Source organism: Paenibacillus senegalensis JC66 (assembly GCF_000285515.1).
GTDB lineage: Bacteria > Bacillota > Bacilli > Paenibacillales > NBRC-103111 > Paenibacillus_L > Paenibacillus_L senegalensis.
In genome coordinates, this window is sequence record NZ_HE610960.1 from 228,296 (window position 1) to 249,820 (window position 21,525).

The window sequence follows — 21,525 nt, forward strand, 5'->3', positions numbered from 1 at the left end:
TAACACTGTCCAGCTTTTCATCCTCAGTTTAAGAGATTTTTGTTATTGCCAATATTGCCAAAGATAGATTCGTGCGCAGAAGATTGATCAAAAGGAGGTACACATACATTGACTAAACTTTTTGCCATTACCCGCATGGATGTTTCCCCGATTGCCGCTGATTGGCCGAAGGAGCTCCGGCAGTCAGTCCGTTTCCAATGGTTTAAATCGGCCGAAGAGGCTGCACCTCATCTCGCCGAAATGGAAGTTCTGCTAACCTCAGGGAATGTGCGCACCGAATGGCTTGCTGAAGCCGCTCGGCTCAAATGGGTGCACTGCTTGTCCGCAGGTGTGGACAGACTGCCGCTTGACTATTTGAAGCAGCGCGGTATTTTGCTGACTAACAGCTCTGGCGTCCATTCCGTGCAAATGAGTGAATATGCAATGAGTATGATGCTGCAGTGGGTGCGCCGCTCCAGGGTTTTTATGGAGATGCAGCAAGCCAGGCAATGGAGAGGGGCTCCAACAACAGACGAACTGTATGAAAAGACCATCGGCATTCTAGGGACCGGACAGATCGCCCAAGCGGTCGCTCCCAAGGCTAGAGCCTTCGGCATGAGAACGATCGGCTACAACCGCTCCGGCGCTACTACAGAGGGCTTTGACCAAATATACAGTGGAGAGAACGGTCTCATTCAGCTGCTGAAGGAAAGTGATTTTGTCATCTCCATCCTGCCGGGAACCAAGCAAACCCGGCATTTAATCGATCTTCCCAAGCTCAAGCTTATGAAGCCTACCGCCTTTCTAATCAACATGGGCAGAGGCTATGTCATTAAGGAGGACGATCTCATCCATGCGCTTCAGGCGGGGATCATTGCCGGAGCTGGTCTGGACGTCTTTGAACAGGAGCCTCTCCGGGAAGATTCTCCGTTATGGGAGCTGGACAATGTTTATCTGACTCCTCATATTTCCGGGAATTCGCCTAAGTATATAGAAAGGGCAGCCGTCATCTTTAACGAAAACCTGAAAAGATATGTTAACGGGGATACGCTGCGCAATAAGGTCGAGCTGGATTCAGGCTACTGAATAGCAATCCGGCAATCCTCTCTTTTGCCGGCAAAAAAGAGCAGCACCGCGCCCATCGTGCGTACGGTCTGCTCTGTTTTATGCGAATGATTATTGAGATAGACGGAGAGCCAGATTGTAGAGTTCGATATCAAACTCTTTCTTGGTCCCCACCACTTTTTCAAAGTCGGTAGCCACCAGCTCGCCGCGAATAACGCCGCATGCTTTGCCTGAATCCCCAGCCAGCAGCCGGCGAACAGCAAAGTCGCCCAGCCGGCTGGCAAGAATCCGGTCGTTATGAGTCGGCGTGCCCCCGCGCTGGATATGCCCAAGAACGGTTACCCTTGGTTCGATTCCGTTCACTTTGTGAATATAAGCGGCAATATCATCGCATTTGCCCACACCCTCAGCGGCTATAATAATACTGTGGCGCTTGCCATTGTCGAAATTCTCCTTCATACGGTGAGCCACTTCATCCAGCTCATAAGGCACTTCAGGCACGAGAATGGTTTCCGCTCCGCAGGCCAAGCCCGAATATAGAGCGATATCGCCGCAATGACGGCCCATGACCTCAACCACGGATGACCGTTCATGCGAAGTCATCGTATCCCTAAGCTTGTTGACAGCATCCACAACAATACTGACAGCTGTGTCGAAGCCGATTGTAAAATCGGTATAGGCAATATCGTTGTCAATCGTTCCAGGCAGTCCCATCGTCCGGATACCCAGCTTGCTTAATTTGTACGCTCCCTGGTAAGAACCGTCTCCACCGATCACCACCAGGCTGTCAATTCCCCGCTTGCGCAAATTTTCCGCGCCGCGCTTCTGACCTTCCTCCGTTTGGAACTCCAGGCAGCGGGCTGTTTGGAGAATAGTGCCCCCTCTTTGGATAATATCGCCGACACTGCGCAAATCCATCTTGCGGATATCATCGTTCAGCAAGCCCTGGTAACCCCTTTGGATCCCATATACCTCCAAGTTGTGAACAATAGCGCTTCTGACAACCGCTCGCACGGCGGCATTCATTCCTTGGGAATCTCCCCCGCTTGTCAATACAGCAATTGATTTTACAGACATCTGATTCTTCCTCCTAGTCTACCTTTCAAGTCCTAATCAAAATTATTAAGCAGTTTCTATCCAAGTCTTTCAGGAGCGGGCAACCTTCATCCCGTTCATACTATATAGTCAAAAATCGATTCCTCACAGCAAACCTGATAACTGTATTCCAGCAGCAGTACCACTTCAATTCTTTGCACAGCCTGTAAAGTGCGTACTACTGTCGACTCTGGGGCTTCACAAGCCCTCTCTACCAAAGCGGTAAAATAGACGGGATTCCACTCACTTTGCTCTGACAGGTGAATCAGCTCATTCATCAAGCTGTTTGGCTTGTCAATTGTTTTATGCCCGGAGACCAGGCTTTGCACTCTATTCTGAATCCGGCTAGCAACAGGATGGCTTCCGGCTGTGCGAAACCAGTAGCTTGCATTCGGATAATCGCCTTCCATGCGGTGCATCATGCCATGCAAATAGCTGCCGGTCTCATTCGTAATTCGTTGAGACAGCTCGTGCGAGGCATTCAGGCTGTCATTCCACAAATACAGACCCGATTGCACAGCTTGCGCATATTGAAGCTTATTGGCATCCCCATCGATCCATCGCTCCGGCTGCAGCTTGCCTATCCTTCCGTCCAGGTCGGGCTGCCAAGGCTCACCGGGCTGAAGCAGCGGCTCTCTTTTCCATAAAGCTTGTACAATTTCCGGCAAAACTCTGTCTCTCATCAAATCCCCTCCATTCCCGCTCTCTGCTCCAAAGCCATCTGAACAACTGCTTATCCAAATCTAAGCTTGTTATTCATGTCTTCTTGTTGATACCTCTTGATTGACCCGATACCACAAGTGCAGATCATTGATGGTACTGGCCAGTTCAGCAATTTCGGAATTCAACCGGCATGATTTTGCAAAGTTCTCTTCACCGTTCAACTGCTCTTGCTTTTGGATTATGACCCTCTCAATTTGCTTAATCCGCTCGGGAATGCGGCCGCGAATCTGTTCCCACTGCTCCAGCATTTCTTCGCGATCGGCTCGGGTATAGGTTTCCCATTCCCTGGGTAAGTCGGGAACATGGATTCCAAGCCGCTCATCGAATACGAATTCGGACCTCAGCATCTTCCCCGTCCCCTTTGCCTCACTATAATTTCATTTCTATAATGTATCATTTTACAGCCTATCCTGCCAGTGGTGAATCCATGAAAAACAGCCCCAAGTCCGATCATTTTCCCGCTGACAAATGTTCAAGATATGCTATACTTGGTTTTATAATCATTTTCAAGCTAACGGACTTTACTATTTCACCGTGTTCCTGCGAAGGAGTTCCTTGTATGCCTACACATGCTCAGCTTAAACCGGAACCATGGACCAAGACACAAGTTCCCATGTCCCGCTTGTTTGCCTTTTTTCTCCCGCTTGGCCTGTCAGCAGGATTGGTTACCATCTCGCACGTAATTATTAACAGTACCTTGACTAGAGCTCCCAATGCGGAGGCGGTTATTGCCAGCTATGCCATTGCCATGAGCTTGCTCGGAATTACCGAGAAGCCGGCCATACTCTTGCGTCAAACCTGCTCGGCTCTGGTCCGAGACCGGGTTTCTTTTCGTGCTATGGCAGCTATCGCGCTGTATGTGTTTGCCAGCATTTTCGCCATGGGGCTTTTGATTTCGTATACCGAGCTTGGGCGAGCAATCTTCCGCACGGTCTTCGGCATTTCCGGGGAGTCGCTGCAGGAAACGCTGGACGTATATCGGATATTGATGTTTGTCAGCCTCTTTTCCGGGCTTCGCTGTCTGTTCCACGGCATCATTATCTCCAATCAGCGAACTGCATGGCTGACGATAGGCATGATAATCCGGCTCGTGATTATGTATGGCTTGGCGCAATATTTTATCGCTACGGATAATGTGAACAGCGGACAGGTCGGGGCTGTTATCTTTCTCGTCGGAATGATCGTTGAATCGATGGTCGCTTTATGGGAGGGTCGTTCCCTGCTGAAAAAGAAAATACCGGAAAAAATTGAAGACCATCCGATCACCAGCCGCAAACAAATATTTGGCTTTTACCGCCCGCTTCTGTATTACTCGCTATTAGCCGTCATCGTCGGCCCGGCGATCAACGCGATGCTGGGAAAGACGAGCAGCATGGAGCTGGCGATTGCCTCTTTTGCTATTGCCCTGAGCCTGGCTCAGCTGGTGCAAAGCTTTTTTACTTATGTGCATCAAATTGTGCTCAACTTCTATAAGCTCGACAAGCGTCAGGTAATCAAATTTACCGTGCTGATGTCACCGCTGCCCGCACTGCTGATCGGTATTCTCGCCTACAGCCCGCTCGGTTCCTGGTTTATGCAGTACGGGATGGGAGCCAACGAAGCCCTTACTGCAGCCAGCTTAGACACGCTGCGAGTGTTCATGATAATGAGCTTGATCTTCCCCTGGCTGGATTTTTTCAACGGCATGGTCATGCTTATCGGCCAAACCAAAATCATGGTCTGGTCACAAAGCGCCAACGTCATCATTACTGTGCTCATCCTGTTCGTATTCGTTTGGCTTGCCCCCGGCTGGAACGGAATGATTGGCGCACTTGCCCAGTCACTTGGATTTCTGGCTGAATTAATTGTTGTCCTGTTTGCCTTGCGGCATCTCTCACGCGAGCCCGGCGGGCTGCTCAAAAACTAATCTTGCAGACCGGCAAGTCTTTCTTGCCGGAAAGGATTAACCGTTCTGCAAGATTTACGAATCGGAAGAAAGAAGGCGCATCATGAAACCACTGCAGATATTCCAGCAGCCGGCAGCGGCCCCTGCCGTCACTTCCTCCCGGCTGCTAAAAACTTTTTCGTTTACAATTTATATGATTACCGCCATTGTTGTTTCTGTGTTCCCCTTATATTACAGCTCCCTCGGGTACAGCAAACTGCAAATTGGAACCTTATATTCGATTGGGCCGGCGGTAGGGATTTTTGCTAATTTATTCTGGGGGTTTTTAAGCGACAAGCTGCGGACGATCAAGTATGTCATCCTGACGGTATTGGCGGGTCAGCTTATCGCTTTTTTGATAATGTTTCAGGTTGATGCCTTTTCCTTCATGATTGTGATCGTCACAGCCTTTTATTTTTTCCAGACACCCGTGCAAGGGCTGATGGACAGCCAGACGCTGCTCACCGTCAAGCACACTGGAGAAAGCTACGCGTCTTACCGGATTTGGGGGTCCCTCGGCTTTTCCTTTGCTTCAGTCCTATTCGGGCTGCTGTTAAGCCGCTTTGGAGAGCAAATCATCGTATACCTTGCCGTGGGCACGGTGATGATCGCATTGCTGCTGTGCCTGAAGGTGAAGGACAGCGACAGGGGCCCCCAAACGAAGGACTTCAGCGGACTGCGTCAAGTTATTCTATCCCAAAAATTCATTTTTTTTCTAATCTTCATCTTTTTTATTGCCGCCTCAGCCCGCACCAATGACGGATTTCTAGCCGTTTATATGCTGGAGCTTGGCGCCGATCCGAGCCTTGTCGGGTACTCCTGGATGGTTGGCGCATTGAGCGAAATCCCTTTCTTTTTTCTGGTCAGCAAATACGGGCACCGCTTCAAGCCGTTGGCTTTACTTAGCTTTGCAGGGATAGTATTTGCCATTCGTTTCTTCCTGATGGTGTTTATTGATAATCCGGTTTGGGTAGTTGCCCTGCAGCTGCTGCACGGCTTATCCTTCGGCATCCTTTTTATCACCGCGGTACGACTGCTTGTGCAGTTGGTTCCTGACCAATTCCGGGCATCCGGTCAGGCTGTCTTTAATGTAGTATGGGCAGGAATGGCCGGTCTGTTCGGCGGCACGATAGGCGGTAAAGTATTTGATGTTTGGGGCGGGCAGCCATTGTTTCTGTTCGCATCCGGCCTCGCTTGCATTGCCAGCTTAGGATTTCTGATGCTGCATTTTACTCGTAAATTGGAAGCTTAATCTTTTTGTTAGAAAGGAAAGGAGCAAACCTTAGATGATCAGACAACCGATGCCTGTAACATTCTACTCCCCTGTGCTTGAGCGGAGATTAACCTTTTATGTATGCCTCCCGCCAGGATATGAAACCTCCGGCCGCCAATATCCGTCGATTTATTTGCTGCATGGCCGGTTCGGCAGTGAAATAGACTGGCCGTACAAAGGAGCGGCCTATGAGACCATTTCGCGTTTGACGGCATCCGGACAGCTTACAGAAGCTGTGGTCATCATGCCGAGCGACGGGGGGTTCTCGCAGGGGACCTATTATACGGATTGGCACGATGGCAGCGGGCGGTTCGAGCAGTACTTTATCCAAGACTTGATTCCCTTCGTTGAATCTCAATATCGGATTAAGTCAGAGCGAAGCTCCCGGGCTATAGGCGGCTTATCCATGGGCGGTTTCGGCTCCCTGTACTTCGCCCTCCGCCATCCGGACAAGTTTGCGGCTGCCGGCAGTATGTCGGGAGCTCTTGGCATGTTCCCTCAGACAGGCAATCTGCATTTAGGTCCGGATTGGAGTGTAGAGATGCTGGAGCGGGTGGTTGGCCCTCTCGATGGCCCCTATGCCTTGGAGCGAAATCTCGCCATACTGGCAGCCCGCGTCATAAAACAGGCCGACCTGCCAGCCCTGTATTTCGATTGTGGCACGGAGGATTTCCTCTATGAATCCAACCTTTGGTTTAAGGATCAATTGACTAAGCTTAATTACCCTTTCACTTATCAGGATTTCCCCGGCTCCCATACATGGGAGTATTGGTCAGAGCACTTGGCAGATGTCCTCCTGTTCTTAAACCGGCACATAAGCCGGCACTCTTGAGCAAGAGCTCTGGAACGACCTCTCTGATCAGCCACTCTCAAGCAATTGACTTTGTATATTCCCCTATCAAAAAACAAAAGCAGCCCTGCTAAAGGGCTGCTTTTGTGTAAGGCCATCATACAATATATGAGTGGTTTTCCCTTATCTTATAATTTAGTGACGTTAGCTGCTTGAGGTCCGCGGTTACCTTCAGTGATTTCGAACTCAACTTCTTGACCTTCGTCAAGAGTTTTGAACCCTTCACCTTGAATGGCGGAGAAATGTACGAATACGTCGTCTCCGTCCTCGACTTGGATAAAACCGTAACCTTTTTCTGCGTTAAACCATTTTACTGTACCTTTCAAGTAAACAACCTCCTAAAATGCCGCCATTGTATGGCGAATGTACCTTATTATAGCACCTACGCACGGCAATTTCAAGCGGCTAACCTTAAACTTTTCATCAATTGCGTGTCCTATTTTTCTAATGCTTTAGTAATGCATAATAGCTGTTTGGAGCCCGGGATAAATGGCAAACGTGTATTCTTCCAGCTTATTTGGGCACCTGTGCCGCTAAGCTCAGTAAGCAGCTGCTCCATCTTGCTGTAGGGCTGATAAGCGAGGTTAAACAGCGGATAGATGCGGATTTGGCCTCCGGGGCGGCAAATTCGCAACAGCTCCAAAATCGATGCCATATGAAAGGCAGCATCCAGCTCTTGCTCATACAAAAACAACAGGTGACTGCACAGTACTAGTGAAAACCGATCGTCCTGCAACGGCAGAGTCGGGAGCCCTGCTGCGATATAACGGTCCTTTTGCACAGGATCCGTGAAGCTCGCTGTAAACTTGGCCAGCGACTGTTCCCTGCGCTCCTGATAGCGTTCGTAGCTGCCATAATACGACCAGTCCATACGCTGCTTGAGGGCGGCTATCTTCGCTCCCGACTGCGCCAGTTCTTCCCTCGCATGCTGCAATACACTCTGTTGATCAAGCGCATATAGGGGATCGACCGCTGTCGCGTCTATCCCCCTCTCTAACGCCGATGCTGTGAAAGAGGCAGCCCCCGCAGCGACATCAACCAGTGACGCACTGGATAAATCACTCTCTTGCAGGGCAAACATGCGAATGTATTCCTCCCACGATCGGCAGGTCATGGCAAATCCAATCTGATGATATCCGTTGCTCTGTTGGACATGATTCCCTCTGCTCTGCTCATACTTGCTCATGCTTCATCTCTCCTCTGCTCTACTGTTCCAGCACCGGTTTGCTTGGCTCGCAGCCAAACACCCGGTTAACCGTCAGTATATCAGGAGAAAATGCTGTTTGCTATCATTTTTTCAAACCGCAATCGCTAAGGCAGCCCTCACGCATCCAGTTTGTGCATATATTCAAGAATCTCCTTAAGCTGCAGCGGCTGATCCTTCATTATAGCGATATTTCTGGCTCCAAGCTCCGCGAGGGTGGCGTCCCGGTCCCGGCTAATCAGCTGCACGATCGGAGATTCTTCGCCTGAGCATTCAACGACTCCAGGCAAGTTCAGCACCCCCGAAGCAGCGCTTCCCTCAGCGAGCCAGATTCGCGACCAGGAGACAAGCAGTTCGTCCTTATCATACGGACCCTTGCATCTTCCCTCCCGCATCAGCAAGACAGCATCTGCAAATTCTTTTACGTCCTCTGGCGAATGAGTGGAAAACAATACAGTCCTCCCCATCGTCTCCGCATCCTCGGCAAGCATATGCTTGAGATAGCTGCGGCTTGGCATGTCCAAACCATTAGTCGGTTCATCCAGCAGCAGAATCGGGCTGCCCGTGCTCAAAGCAAGTGTCAGCGCCACCTTCTTCTTGTTCCCTTGAGAAAGCATGCTGTATCGCTTGTGAACAGGCAGTTTAAATTGCTCACGACACTGGTCAAATCTTTGCGAATTCCAGTTAGGGTACCATGGGGAGAGCATCTGAACGAGCTGATGAAGGGTAAACATTTCACAGCCCTCCATCGGATCCGGGACGAAAGCAATCCTTGTCTTGATCTCATCCTCGTTCCCGGCTATGCGCTGTCCATAAAGTTCAACATACCCTGAATCGGGCTTTAACAAATTCATCGTCAATTTCATCAATGTTGTTTTTCCAGAGCCGTTAGCGCCCGCCAAAGCGTAGGCAAGACCATCCTGCAGCGTCAAATCGATAGGACCCAGTTCAAAATCTGCTTTCCGTTTTAACACCTGATTGTACTGAAGCGGGAAGGTCATTGCTCCTTATCCCCCTGTTCACTTGATATTTTCTCAAGCACCTGCTCAAATAGTTCGCGAATTTGTTCTTTGCTGCGCTGCATGCGAAAGCTCATTTCAATCGCTGTTCGAAAAGCCTGCTGCAGCTGGCTGTCAGCTACACTCTGCTTGTCTTTGAGCTGAATATCCGCTACAAAGGTTCCTTTCCCCCGTACCGTTTTGATGTAATTGTGCTGCTCCAGATTTTGATATGCTTTTGTTGTTGTGATTACGCTGCATGAGAGCTCACTGGCCAGCTTGCGGATGGAAGGCAGCATCGTTCCGGGCTTTAACTGTCCGCTGACAATGAGGGCAATGAGCTGCTGCTCAATCTGGTGATAAATAGGCTCGCGGCTTTGTTCGGATAGCTCAATGGGCAGTTTCATCCAGAATCGCCTCCACTTAAAAGAAATCCATCCGTCTTAGACGCCGGTTTAACAGCCATTTAAAAAATCCAATACCTATCCCGGCTGCTACCAATGCTGCACAGGCACTAACAACGGGATAAGCTGATGCCCATTCCACCGCCAATGTATATATTGGCCTGCCTAACAGGCCGGCTCCAATAGCTAAGAGAGCGATGCCACCCGCCATGTACACTAATGTGGCAACGAGCAAAGCTTTGCCGTTGAAGGCAAATTCCAGATAAGGATTTATTCCGGCCAGAGCAGCAGTATAGCCGAACAATACAAGGATATAACTGGTATATGCGGACAAACTTAATTGGCCGGACAGTTCCGGCCAACTGGCAAGAGTAAACACGGCAGCAAACCCTATAAAGCTTGCAATCAGACAAACGAGCATATTGAGTATCCTTCCCCAAACGACCACATGTAAGGGGATCGCCCACATCCGGTAAAACTTCATCTTTTTTAGGAAAGGATCATCAGTGAGCATGCTCCAAGATAAATATTCCTTGCTAACAAACAACGTTCCAATCGCGGGGAGCCATAGAAAGGTAAACATGTCGCCCGGATAAACGATATTAAAAACTTTATGCAGCTGCCTGCCGTTAACAGCCTCAACCATAACTTGACCAAGGATATAACCAAAGCATGCGGTCAGCAAAACATTTCCCAGTAGAGCTAAATAATTAGGCTTTAATTCATTTATAACCAACTGCCAGGATGACTTCAAGGGCATAGCTGTCCCCTCCCTTTAATCGCCGCTAAAGAAGTCCGTACGAATGATTCCAAGAAAATCGAACCCGAAATAAGCGACTACAGCGAGCACGATAGTCCATAAGGCTAAACTAAAGCTCATCCAAGCCGTTACGGCAACACGCGGAGCCTTAAAAGCCATAGCCACAGCAGCAGCGATATGCGATCCGATCAGCAGGGGGCCTACAATAGCTAACCCGGGGAGTCCGTAGCGTTCCCAGATGGCTCTAGCCCGCTTGCCGCGTTTGCTCTCCTGAGGGTCACCGCTCCTCTTCTTGCCCCACCACCGCTGGAGGCGATCAAACAGGGCAATGACCATAAACATGGTCAGCCAATTTCCTGCAAAGCCAAGCACCGCAACGGCAATCGGATTTAACCCGAATACAACGCCCAACGGAATTACGGCCACCAGTTCAATCCAAGGGATAGATCCCAGCACAAATACCGCCAGATAAGACCATTCTTCCAAATAATCCATAATCATAATGCATGACTCCTTTTCTTTTAGTGTCCATGTGTCCATGTGTTTATGTGTATATGTTAATATATACAGTATAAACACTCGATCTGTCAATATCTTTTCTCATTTTTTTCTGACGGCTGTTTTTATGCTGTGGCTGTGTGACTGTGCTTGCTCCTGTTGGCTCACGCCTCTACCTGTCCTGGTGTCTGGGGATGTGCTTGCCTTTGCTGCTCTTCTTCTTGATTTTCTTCCCGGCTTTACGGTAACATCTGCTTTATACCTATTTCCTGCCTGACTAACAGGGCCCGCTTGGTTAAATGGACTGCATCTGCATTCCGTCAATTGAAGAAGGAGGTACTATTTATGATTAAAAAGCACCAGATTTATAAAACTGATAAATGGAATATGCTTAATGTAGAAATCAATGGCAAGCAGCTGATTGTTCGTGAAATCTCCGACCAGTGGGGAGAAGAATGTCACACCTTTCTCAGCCGTCCAGCAATGATTCAATGGGCGGAAAACCGCTTCAGTGAAGAGCAGTTTAACGGAACAGAGGAAGAAAGACAGCGCATTCTCCAGTCTTTTCGCGAAATATAAGAGATGCAGAAGCCGGAATCCCCACTGTCCGGCTTGTAGCTTGTTTGCGGGTAGTTTGCACAGTGGCGCTTTGCAAGCAGTGAGTTAGCAGGGCACAGTGCTGGGCTTTGCAGACGTTAGCTTGACATTTTGGCTAGGCCATGCAGAGCGTTGCTAAGCGCCGCAGCCCGGTTCAGGCAGTAGCAAACCCGATGCCGACCCGTTTGTAGATCGTATACACACACGGTTGCTGTCTGTTATCGACTTGTTTGTCGACCGTTTGCAGGCGGCCCGGTTAACAGTTCTTTTGGGAGTCGTTTATAGCCCACTCCAAATTGTAACGCTCGCCGTTGTCTTTATTTTGCTTCAAAACGGGGTTTTCCCGCCTAATTGTCACAAATAAGAGCGAGGGCTAGCGTTAGCGCCAAAAGTCATCGCTGGATATCGCACAGGACAAAACAGGTAAATGCACAAGAACACTTTGCCGGACATTACACAGAATACCGGTCCGCCGAAAACTCATTATAGTTAATGTAAAGCAGATCTTGGCGTCGGTCAGATTAGTACATTGATAAATCGGCAATTCTAATCTCATCTCGCAACTCCCTACATGTGATTTTCCACTGCATGACAGCGGGTCGGTCGACCACAATAATAAGCGCAGAGTTCTTAGTGGCTTGGGAGCTTGGGAGCTTGGGAGCTTGCGGTCTTGCGGTATTGCGGTATTACGGTCTTGCAATCCTGCGCGTGACCCAGAAAAAACCTGCTATCGTTGTAAAACAAAAACAGCTTGACAAGCTTCATAGGTATGTAGCACAATTAGTGGAAGAATAACTCGATCATACTACCGTCCCAAAGGGGAGTAGCTGCTACAGTAAAGTCGTCATCGCGGGAATGAGAATTCCCCGGCTTTATTGGCAACGTAACGTTGTTAGCAAGACCTTTGCCGAATTGGTAAAGGTCTTTTTTCGTTCATTTTTTGAAAAAAACCTTTACCTATTACCGGTAAAGGTTTTTTTGTGGGTTATTACATATTTTTAAGGAGTGGAGTTACTTGGACTCATTTTGGTTAGAATTTATAATCCCCCTGCTCAACATCATCGTCATTGATCTTGTTCTGGCTGGTGACAACGCCATCGTTATAGGCCTTGCCGCCCGCAATGTTCCTAAGGAGATGCAGCGCACTGTTATCATCATCGGTACGATCGGGGCGATTCTCATTCGCGGTTCAGCCACGGTCGCCGTTACCTGGCTCCTGCAGTTCCCTGGTCTGCTCCTCGGTGGAGGGCTGCTGCTTATCTGGATCTCTTATAAACTGCTGGTTGATAATAAGGAGGATCATCAACTGGAAGCCAAGTCGACAGTGTGGGGAGCCATTGCCACCATATTAATCGCCGATACCGTGATGGGCTTGGACAACGTGCTCGCAATAGCCGGAGCCGCTCATGGTAATTACTTGCTCGTTATTATCGGCCTGTTGATCAGCGTACCGATCATTATATGGGGAAGCGGCATTTTCCTAAAGCTGATGAACCGTTTTCCATGGCTTATTTATGTCGGATCTGGTGTTCTCGCTTTCACAGCCGGCAAAATGATTACAGGCGAACCGTTTCTTCATGACATTTTCATCCCTGTCGTTAAATGGCTGTTTATTGTACTGGTTATCGCCGCTGTTCTCCTTTTGGGGTATCGCAAAAGCAAGCTTAATGAACTCCGGGTTAATCAGGAGCCGAAAGTGATTGAGCAATAACACTATACTTTATCCAAATCAAGCTTCCCCCGCCTCTTCCTGAAAGGAAAGTCGGGGGATTTTGCTGCTATTCGACCGTCGGTCCTTCTCCCCCACGACACTAGCCTTTTCTCCACCCCATGGCTGACCCTTCCCCCCGCCCTAAGCTGCCCCTCATTTATGCGGATGCCCTTCCCCTCCCTCCACCGCTGGCCCTTCTCCCCCCACAACGCTGGATCCCTTCCAGCAAAGCGCCGGCCTCTTCCCATGTATGACGCATACCTGGCGGACCTGCGCAACGGGTACTTCCGGCATTGTTTAGTAGAAACAAGCTGCGCGGCCAGTACTTGGTCTGGATAGTCCCCCAGCGTTTTGCTATCATTAGGAGCATAGACTGTAATTGTAGCTGAGGTGAATTTGTTGCAAGATACCACTCACGTGATTGCGTTCATTATCGTTTCCTTTTGCCTCGCGGTCGTGCTTTTATTGAAGAGGGATTCCATTCCTCCCCGCATCAAAAGAGGATTGGCCCTAGTCACCTTGGCGATGATCGCCTTTTCCTTTTTTCTTGTTGTGTACAGCTTCATGCAGATGTAAATTTGTTTATAATTAGAATGGCAGCTGCTTATACTAGGGGAAAAGGAAAGGAAGGCGGCCATGAGGATCGTTCCTTTACTCTTAACCCTGGCAATGCTTGCGGGAAGCGGCCCGTCCGCTGTCCCGGCGCTGTCTGTTGATTCTACTCAAAAGTCAAGGAGGATTCCTATGAAACAAGTGACCAAACGCTCGGAAGTTCCAGTGGAACATACATGGAAGCTGGAGGATATGATCGCAAACCAGCAGGCCTGGGATGAGGAATACCAGGAAGTACAGAAACTGCTCGGCAGGGTAGGCGATTTTCAAGGAAAACTTCATGACCCGTCCGCTTTGAAGCAAGTATTCACCTTAGATGATGAAATTTCTTTACATACGGAAAGATTGTACGTATATGCAAATATGAAGCATCACGAGGATATGACCGACCCTGCGTATCAATCGCTTTCGGAAAAAGCGAGGAAGCTTAGCGTTCAAGTGAGCGAGGCTACCTCCTTCATCACGCCGGAAATTCTTGCTTTATCCGATGAGCAGCTGACCGCCCTGATCAACAATCCGGAATTAAGCTTTTACAAGCGTTCATTGGAAGAAATTTTGCGCCAGAAAGCCCATGTGCTCTCTAAACCCGAGGAGGCTCTCATGGCTCAGGTGGGCAGTATGTCGCAAGCTTCGAGCACTATCTTTGGAATGCTTAACAATGCCGATATGAAATTTCCCAAAGTCGTTAACGAAGATGGCGAGGAAGTGGAGCTCACTCACGGTACTTATATTCAGTTTTTGGAGAGCCGCGACCGCGACGTAAGACGGCGGGCCTTTGAAGCCATGTATTCCACTTATCGCAAGCATAAAAATACGCTCGGCGCAACCCTGAGCGCCAATATTACGAAGAATCTGTTCTATGCGAAAGCAAGGCGCTATCCTTCCATTCTCGAGATGGCCTTGTTCGGGGACAATATTTCTACCGAGGTTTACACTAATCTGATTGACACGGTACATGACTCGCTCCCTCTCTTGCACCGCTATATGGAGCTGCGCAAGAAATTACTAAAGGTCGACGAGCTGCATATGTACGACCTGTTTTCTCCGCTCGTGGAGGAATTCAAATGGGAGATCAGCTATGAAGAAGCCAAGCAAATGGTGCTGGACAGCCTCGAGCCTCTAGGCGAAGATTATTTGAAGGTGTTGGAAGACGGATTTAACAGCCGCTGGATCGATGTTTATGAAAATGAAGGCAAAAGAAGCGGTGCTTACAGCTGGGGAGCTTATGGAACCCATCCATATGTGCTGCTCAACCATAAAGATAATTTGAACAGCATGTTTACGCTGGCACATGAAATGGGTCACGCCATGCATTCCTATTTATCGGATGAAGCCCAGGAATACCGTTACGCCCAGTATCCGATCTTCCTTGCCGAAGTGGCTTCGACCTTGAACGAGGCTCTGCTGATGGACTATTTGTTGAAGAAAACAACGGATCCAAAAGCGAAAATGTATCTGCTCACCTATTATGCCGACCAATTCCGGACAACGCTGTTCCGGCAAACCATGTTTGCAGAATTCGAGAAAATCATTCACGAAAAAGTGGAGCAGGGCGAGTCGCTTACCCACCAGGACTTCAGCAAAATTTACTACGATCTTAACAAGCTCTATCATGGAGACGCCATGGTCGTAGATCAGGATATTGAGATGGAATGGGCGCGCATCCCCCATTTCTATACAAGCTTCTATGTATACAAATATTCGACCGGGTTTTCCGCAGCAATCAGCTTCTCTAAACAGATTCTTGAGGGCGGGGAACCGGCGGTCAACAAATACCTCGATTTCCTGAAAAGCGGGGGCAGCGACTACCCGATCCCGACCCTGCAGAAAGCAGGCGTGGATATGTCATCTCCGGAACCGATCAAGCAAGCGATGAGTGTTTTCCGGAGCATCATTGAGCAAATGGAAGAGTTAACCAAGTAAAATAAGCTGCTATCGGACAACTGCTGGCTGTTCCCGGGAGAGCATTACGAGATCTTCCGGGAACAGCCCGTTTTCTATGGGGCCCTATTTTCTTGAATCTTTACATCCGGCTGCCGCGTAGTACCTTATAGGAGAAGACAAGGAGGGACCAGTATTGATTGAATTAAATCAGCTTAGCAAAATTTATAACGGCGTCCATAAAGCAGTCGACAATATTACACTGACCATCCCCAAAGGAGAAATTTTCGGATTTTTAGGTCCCAATGGAGCCGGTAAGACGACCACCATCAAAATGATTACTGGAATTGTCCGTCCAGACAAGGGCACGATCCATATCAATGGGCTGAATGCTCTCGAGCAGCCTATTGAAGCTAAGAAACAGTTCGGATACGTCCCGGATAGTCCCGACCTGTTCCTTAGATTGAAGGGACTGGAATATCTTAATTTTATGGCGGATATGTATGAAGTCCCGAAGGATGTCCGTCTGGCCCGCATCGAAGAGCTGTCCAAGCGATTTGACATGCAGAATGTGCTTAATGACTCGATTCAAAGCTATTCTCACGGGATGCGCCAGAAGATCGTCATTATCGGTGTATTAATTCACAGCCCGGAAATTTGGCTGCTGGACGAACCAATGACCGGACTCGATCCGAGATCCTCCTTCATTCTCAAGGAAATGATGAGAGAGCATGCGGACAGCGGCAAATCGGTGTTCTTTTCCACCCACGTGCTTGATGTGGCAGAGAAGCTGTGTGACCGTGTAGCAATTATTAATAAGGGCAAAATTTTATTCTGCGGCACATTTAAGGAGATGCAGGAGCATTTCAAATCTACCGAATCCCTTGAGCGGATTTTCCTGGAGCTGACCGGCAATGAATAAAACTCTCTCTTTGACAAAAGTGCTGCTGAAAAACGGAAGCGGCAATGCGGGCAAAAATGCAAAGAAATTTTCATTATCCAACCCTTGGGTGGTTGGCGGGCTTGTGGCGTTAGGGTTAATTCCTATTTTCGGATTTATCGCCGCTTTTGTCTCTATGCTCTATGAAGGGCTGGCGCCGATCGGGCAGGAAGGCTTTATCCCCGCTCTTGGCTTGACACTAACCAGTGCTGTCGTATTCATCTTCGGCGTATTTTATGTCATCAATGTCTTTTTCTTCTCCAAAGATATCGAACATTTGCTGCCGCTGCCATTAAAATCAACGGAAATATTATCGGCTAAATTTATCGTTACGCTAATTTATGAATATTTGACCGCACTGTTTATTCTGGCTCCTATATTAGTTATCTTCGGGGTGAAAAGCGGAGCCGGAATGGTGTACTATCTTTATTCCCTGGTCATCTTTTTAACACTGCCCATTATTCCACTGCTGCTGGCGGCCATTATCTCAATGCTCATCATGAGATTTACCAACATCGCCAAGAATAAGGACCGCTACCGGATGATCGGCGGAAGCGTCACGGTTATCCTCGTCCTCGGGATGAATGCCTTGTTCCAGCGGGTTACCAGACAATCGATGGATCCCGACGCTGTTCAGGACCTGCTTTTGCAAGGAAACAATACGATAATTGACACTTTGAGCACCCTGTTCCCCCATACCAAGCTGGGAACTTTGGCGCTTATCGAATCAGGCATGCTTCAGGGGCTGCTCTATCTGCTTGGTTTTCTCGCAGCTTCCGCAGTGGCTTACGTCGTTTTCATGCTGCTTGGCAAGGCTTTTTATTTCGGTTCGGTAATCGGAATTTCCGAAGCTTCCTCACGCCGAAAAGCACTCAGCGGCGAACAGATGGACAGGCAGACCCGGCAAAATTCCGTAGTGACATCATTTTTGCTTAAGGAAATGCGCATTCTTATAAGGACTCCCGCGTATTTTACCAACTGTGTGCTGTTAAGCTTTCTCTGGCCTGTTATTCTGTTCTTTCCTTTTGTCGTTCAGCCGGAAAGCTTGGAATTCATTACCGGCTTGGCCGCATCCATCGATCTCAATCAGCACGGGGGTATCGTATTAGCTATTGCTTTTGCGGTCCTGCTCTTTATTTCAGGTATCAATATGGCTGCCGGCACCTCGATATCCAGGGAAGGCTCCATCTTCTTTGTCAACAAGTATTTACCGGTACCGGCTTTTCAGATCATGCTGGCTAAAGTGATGTCAGGGGTTATTCTTAGCGCTGTCAGTATGGTATTAATGCTTGCCGCTATATATTTTGTTATGGTTTTCCCGCTCACATATATTGGGTTGATGTTTTTGCTGTCAATTCCGGCCATGTTTTTCGGGAGTCTTGTCAGCATCATCATTGATGTGCATTTTCCCAAGCTGAATTGGGATACTGAGCAAAAAGCGGTCAAGCAAAACTTTAACCCCATGTTTTCCATGCTGGCCTGCATTTTTTGTGCGGCCTTGATTATAGCAGCAACAGTATTGTTAAGTCTGTCCTGGATCCAGGTTTTCTTTTCCCTGCTGATCATCTTCGGAATCGCATCCCTTCTGCTGCTTCGGCTCATTCGCAACAAGGCCGATATTTGGTTTCAACGAATTGAAGAATAGCTTCTCTTATTAGCTGCAACCTTTTGCGAACCTCCTACGTCAAAGAGGAAAATATTGTCGGACGATTTCCAGCTTGTTGGTGAATAGCATCTATGACCAGTCCTGGCAAAATAACTCTTGGTTAGGGAGGTTCTTTTTTGATGTTAAAAAAACCTGTCAGCTTTCATTTAGGCATGGCTGCTATGCTGATTGCTATGGTCTACCTGGCTGCCTTCAGTTACCCAGCCTCTGCCGAACCCCCTTCTTCCTATCCTTTCGCTATTAATGGGAGGAGTGTTGTCTTAACTACTGTGCCCTATGAAGATGAACATACCCTTATGGTATCCCTACGTGAAATGGCCGAGGAAATGGGCGCAGCAGTACGCTGGGATCAAGAGACTAAGACGGCAACGGTAATCCGCGACTCGACTGAGTGGGCGGTTACGGTAAAGCAGTCTGAAACAAGACTTAATGGCGAATCTTATGAAATGGAAAAACCGGCAGTGCTGGTAAAAGGAAAGGTTATGGTTCCCATGCTCTCCATTAGCGAGGCGATGGGGTTTGCCGTTTCCTTCAACAGCGAAGGCAAGCTCCAATTAGCCAGTGAAAAGGCGGTGCTGCCAGTTGTCGGTTCCTATGAAAAGCTTGAGGAGCTCATAAAACCTTTCGTTCAAGAGGGACGAGGCATGTGGGGAAAGCTGGTTGGCGAGACGGCCGTATCCACTCAAGACATGGCTGTAAGCTCACCGGAGTCTGGCATGTCATCGAGCGCTTCCGGCTCCGCTGACTACTCCAGCACTAATGTGCAGGTGCAAGGAGTCGATGAAGGAGATGTGGTGAAAACCGATGGCCGGTACATCTATCAGCTAAATCACCGCTCACAATTAGTTATTACCGAGGCCTATCCCGCGACAGATCTGAAGGTCTTGTCTACGACCACACTTGGCAAAGATATTAATCCGCTAGAGCTTTACATTGATGGTGATCTGGCGGTAGTAGTTGCCCAAGCCTGGTCAGGCCTCTCCTCCCCTGCTCCTGCTCAAAAGCACAGGACGGATACCTACTGGTATAATAACGATTCCGTCAAGGCAATTGTTTATGATATTCAGGATAGGAAATCGCCCGTTATGCTGCGGGAGGTCGAGCTGGAAGGCGGGTATGTAGCCTCGCGAAAAATAGGAGATCATTTCTATCTCGTGTCAAATCAATACACCAATCCAGCTGTTATAATGGAAGGCCGGGCAGCAGCGCCGCTGTACCGGGATACGGCTGTTTCAGACGAAGCATTGAAGATTGGTTATGACGAAATCAGTTACTTTCCGAATATAGAGCAGCCGAACTATTTGCATATCGCGGGTTTTGCAGTTAATGATACGAGCGAGGCCCATCTAAGCACCTACTTGGGTGCCGGCGAGCAAATCTATGCTTCCCTGGAGCATTTGTACATTACCAGAACCACATACGAAATGCTGGGCGGCGAAACGGAGGGGGCACCCGCACACGATGCCGGCAGCGCAGCCGCCAGCTCCATTGCGGCCGGTCCCGGCATCATAAGGGAGCCTGTCCCCGTTAGCTGGAACCGGTCCAGTATTCTATACAAATTTCATCTTCAGGAAGGTAAGGTTAACTTTGTTTCCGAAGGCTCGGTTCCGGGAACACCAATCAACCAGTTCGCCATGGATGAACATAACGGGTACTTTCGGATAGCCACAACCACGGGCGACATGTGGAGAACAGATGAGCTGACATCCAAGAATAACGTGTACATTCTTAACGAGCAGCTGGACATCGTCGGGCAAGTCGAGGATATCGCTCCCGGTGAACAAATTTACTCGGTACGATTTATGGGAGACCGCGGATACATGGTCACTTTCCGAACGGTAGATCCATTGTTCGCCATCGATTTGTCTGAGCCCGCCAATCCCCAGGTGCTTGGCGCGCTGAAGATTCCCGGGTACAGCAACTATCTTCACCCTTATGATGAGAATCACTTAATCGGATTCGGGAAAGACGCCGTAGAGGTTGTTCAGAAGGATGCGAACGGCAAGCCGATAGGAGAGCCAATTGCCTTCTATCAGGGAATGAAGCTGTCCTTGTTCGATGTAAGCGATATTCATAACCCTATAGAGAAATTTACAGAGACGATTGGCAGCCGCGGCACCGACTCCGAGCTGCTGTACAATCATAAAGCATTATTGTTCTCCAAAGAGAAAAACCTGCTTGCTTTCCCATTAACGGTGCACGAATTTAAACAATCCGCTCAGACGGATCCGAGCCAACATGGAGACTTCACCTTCCAGGGGGCTTACGTGTACCATGTTGATCCAGAACAAGGCTTCGTGAAAAGAGGCGAAATCACTCATCTTCAGCAGGAAGACCTGATCAAAACTGGAGCGTATTGGTACGGTAACCATGAACGTAGTATTCAACGCCTGCTATATATAGACGATGTTCTCTATACGCTATCTCCTGGAGAAATACGCGCCAGCGATTTAAGCACGCTTGGGACGATCGGAGCTGTACAGATTCCGAAGCAAGCCGTTACACTGCCTTAAACCTGCACGGCCCGCTTGAGAAGCTGAGCAGCGCCTTACCGGATCAGATTTCAACAGCTTAATAGCTTTTGCCTGATGACAAAAACCGCCAGTCCGGCGAGCGGATCCATACGGATCACCGCTTGCAGGACTGGCGGTTTGGCTTATTTGCTGCCTCGTAAAGAAGCTCTGTTTATGCCTTCATTGCAATACGCAGAGTGCCGGACAAAGCGTTGTCCCAGAACAGCTCCAGGAGATCGCCATCGGCAAGCGCCCCGACACCTGCGGGAGTGCCGGTATAGATTAAATCATCCGCATCCAGCCCATAATGCTTGCCGCAATAATCGATGATCTGCTGGATATCAAAAATCATTTCACTGCTTTGTCCACTTTGCACCGTTATCCCGTTTTTACGCAGCTGGAACAGTGTTGTCCGCAGCTTGTCTAAGCCTGGATAGGGCTTAAAATCGCCAATCGGCGCAGAGCCTTTGAAGCCCTTGGCGGCAAGCCACGGATGACCCTTGCGCTTTAACGCCGTCTGAACCTCTCTCAGGGTAAGGTCTAGTCCGAGTGCTATGGAATCAATCATATCATTGGCACGTATACCTGGCTCATAAGGACGCCGGATATGCAGCACCAATTCCGCCTCATAATGAATGTCCCCCCGGTTAGCAGGCAGTTCAAGCGTTCTCCCATCCATCGGCAGCAGCGCATGTCCCGGCTTGAGGAAAAACATCGGCTCTTCCGGAACGTCATTGCCGAGCTCAGCGGCATGCTGACGGTAATTCCGGCCAACACAATACACATTTTTAATTTGGTTCAGCTTCAACTGCACCGCTCCCTTCTCTGTTCG

Annotated in this window: 21 protein-coding genes; 11 read left to right on the plus strand and 10 right to left on the minus strand. The window is 48.9% G+C overall.

Annotated elements, in window-relative coordinates; genetic code table 11:
* The first annotated feature begins 108 nt into the window (after positions 1–108).
* Positions 109–1,065, plus strand: a complete 957-nt coding sequence (locus PSHG_RS16605; protein ID WP_010274870.1) for a D-2-hydroxyacid dehydrogenase — start codon at positions 109–111, stop codon at positions 1,063–1,065.
* A 90-nt stretch (positions 1,066–1,155) separates the two neighbouring features.
* Here the strand turns inward: PSHG_RS16605 and pfkA are convergent, their stop codons facing one another.
* The 3 genes from pfkA to PSHG_RS16620 form a co-directional block, all read right to left on the minus strand.
* Positions 1,156–2,121, minus strand: coding sequence for a 6-phosphofructokinase (gene pfkA, locus PSHG_RS16610; protein WP_010274874.1), 966 nt, complete (start codon positions 2,119–2,121; stop codon positions 1,156–1,158).
* Positions 2,122–2,216: 95 nt separating this feature from the next.
* Entirely contained in the window at positions 2,217–2,822 is a 606-nt protein-coding gene (locus PSHG_RS16615; protein ID WP_010274879.1) for a hypothetical protein, read from the minus strand.
* A 69-nt stretch (positions 2,823–2,891) separates the two neighbouring features.
* Positions 2,892–3,209: a hypothetical protein gene (locus tag PSHG_RS16620; RefSeq protein WP_010274882.1), complete on the minus strand. Its 318-nt coding sequence runs from the start codon at positions 3,207–3,209 to the stop codon at positions 2,892–2,894.
* A 212-nt stretch (positions 3,210–3,421) separates the two neighbouring features.
* On the opposite strand from PSHG_RS16620, the gene PSHG_RS16625 reads away from it, so the two are divergent.
* The 3 genes from PSHG_RS16625 to PSHG_RS16635 all read left to right on the plus strand — a co-directional run bounded on the left by PSHG_RS16625 (position 3,422) and on the right by PSHG_RS16635 (position 6,891).
* Positions 3,422–4,768, plus strand: a complete 1,347-nt coding sequence (locus tag PSHG_RS16625) for a hypothetical protein (protein WP_010274884.1) — start codon at positions 3,422–3,424, stop codon at positions 4,766–4,768.
* Between the two features lie 82 nt (positions 4,769–4,850).
* The gene (locus tag PSHG_RS16630) at positions 4,851–6,038 is read left to right on the plus strand and encodes an MFS transporter (RefSeq protein ID WP_010274887.1); all 1,188 of its coding nucleotides are present in this window, start codon (positions 4,851–4,853) and stop codon (positions 6,036–6,038) included.
* Positions 6,039–6,072: 34 nt separating this feature from the next.
* On the plus strand, positions 6,073–6,891 hold the full coding sequence (locus tag PSHG_RS16635; protein ID WP_010274891.1) for an alpha/beta hydrolase: 819 nt from the start codon (positions 6,073–6,075) through the stop codon (positions 6,889–6,891).
* Between the two features lie 146 nt (positions 6,892–7,037).
* Here the strand turns inward: PSHG_RS16635 and PSHG_RS16640 are convergent, their stop codons facing one another.
* The 6 genes from PSHG_RS16640 to PSHG_RS16665 all read right to left on the minus strand — a co-directional run bounded on the left by PSHG_RS16640 (position 7,038) and on the right by PSHG_RS16665 (position 10,776).
* Positions 7,038–7,235, minus strand: coding sequence for a cold shock domain-containing protein (locus PSHG_RS16640; protein ID WP_010274893.1), 198 nt, complete (start codon positions 7,233–7,235; stop codon positions 7,038–7,040).
* A 110-nt stretch (positions 7,236–7,345) separates the two neighbouring features.
* Positions 7,346–8,095, minus strand: coding sequence for a class I SAM-dependent methyltransferase (locus tag PSHG_RS16645; protein WP_010274898.1), 750 nt, complete (start codon positions 8,093–8,095; stop codon positions 7,346–7,348).
* A 137-nt stretch (positions 8,096–8,232) separates the two neighbouring features.
* Positions 8,233–9,114, minus strand: a complete 882-nt coding sequence (locus PSHG_RS16650; RefSeq protein WP_010274901.1) for an ATP-binding cassette domain-containing protein — start codon at positions 9,112–9,114, stop codon at positions 8,233–8,235.
* On the minus strand, positions 9,111–9,518 hold the full coding sequence (locus PSHG_RS16655; RefSeq protein ID WP_010274903.1) for a GntR family transcriptional regulator: 408 nt from the start codon (positions 9,516–9,518) through the stop codon (positions 9,111–9,113). The genes PSHG_RS16650 and PSHG_RS16655 overlap by 4 nt, the downstream gene beginning before the upstream one ends.
* Positions 9,519–9,534: 16 nt before the next feature.
* Positions 9,535–10,275, minus strand: coding sequence for a hypothetical protein (locus PSHG_RS16660; RefSeq protein ID WP_010274904.1), 741 nt, complete (start codon positions 10,273–10,275; stop codon positions 9,535–9,537).
* 15 nt (positions 10,276–10,290) lie between these two features.
* The gene (locus PSHG_RS16665) at positions 10,291–10,776 is read right to left on the minus strand and encodes a small multi-drug export protein (protein WP_010274905.1); all 486 of its coding nucleotides are present in this window, start codon (positions 10,774–10,776) and stop codon (positions 10,291–10,293) included.
* Between the two features lie 342 nt (positions 10,777–11,118).
* On the opposite strand from PSHG_RS16665, the gene PSHG_RS16670 reads away from it, so the two are divergent.
* From PSHG_RS16670 to PSHG_RS27905, 7 genes are all read left to right on the plus strand, one after another.
* Positions 11,119–11,352 carry a hypothetical protein gene (locus PSHG_RS16670; RefSeq protein ID WP_010274906.1) on the plus strand — a complete coding sequence of 78 codons (234 nt, stop codon included), beginning with the start codon at positions 11,119–11,121 and terminating at the stop codon, positions 11,350–11,352.
* A 1,033-nt stretch (positions 11,353–12,385) separates the two neighbouring features.
* Entirely contained in the window at positions 12,386–13,081 is a 696-nt protein-coding gene (locus tag PSHG_RS16680) for a TerC family protein (protein ID WP_010274911.1), read from the plus strand.
* 399 nt (positions 13,082–13,480) lie between these two features.
* Complete coding sequence (locus tag PSHG_RS31040) at positions 13,481–13,657, plus strand: hypothetical protein (protein ID WP_162830535.1); 177 nt, start codon at positions 13,481–13,483, stop codon at positions 13,655–13,657.
* Positions 13,658–13,825: 168 nt separating this feature from the next.
* The gene (gene pepF / locus PSHG_RS16695) at positions 13,826–15,616 is read left to right on the plus strand and encodes an oligoendopeptidase F (protein ID WP_010274918.1); all 1,791 of its coding nucleotides are present in this window, start codon (positions 13,826–13,828) and stop codon (positions 15,614–15,616) included.
* Positions 15,617–15,770: 154 nt separating this feature from the next.
* Positions 15,771–16,496: an ABC transporter ATP-binding protein gene (locus PSHG_RS16700; RefSeq protein WP_010274921.1), complete on the plus strand. Its 726-nt coding sequence runs from the start codon at positions 15,771–15,773 to the stop codon at positions 16,494–16,496.
* Positions 16,489–18,159, plus strand: a complete 1,671-nt coding sequence (locus PSHG_RS16705; RefSeq protein WP_010274924.1) for a putative ABC transporter permease subunit — start codon at positions 16,489–16,491, stop codon at positions 18,157–18,159. The genes PSHG_RS16700 and PSHG_RS16705 overlap by 8 nt, the downstream gene beginning before the upstream one ends.
* A 140-nt stretch (positions 18,160–18,299) precedes the next feature.
* Complete coding sequence (locus PSHG_RS27905) at positions 18,300–20,693, plus strand: beta-propeller domain-containing protein (protein ID WP_010274928.1); 2,394 nt, start codon at positions 18,300–18,302, stop codon at positions 20,691–20,693.
* A 172-nt stretch (positions 20,694–20,865) separates the two neighbouring features.
* Here PSHG_RS27905 and PSHG_RS16715 read toward each other — a convergent pair whose 3' ends face one another.
* Positions 20,866–21,495, minus strand: a complete 630-nt coding sequence (locus PSHG_RS16715; RefSeq protein WP_042122268.1) for a fumarylacetoacetate hydrolase family protein — start codon at positions 21,493–21,495, stop codon at positions 20,866–20,868.
* Positions 21,496–21,525: the final 30 nt, after the last annotated feature.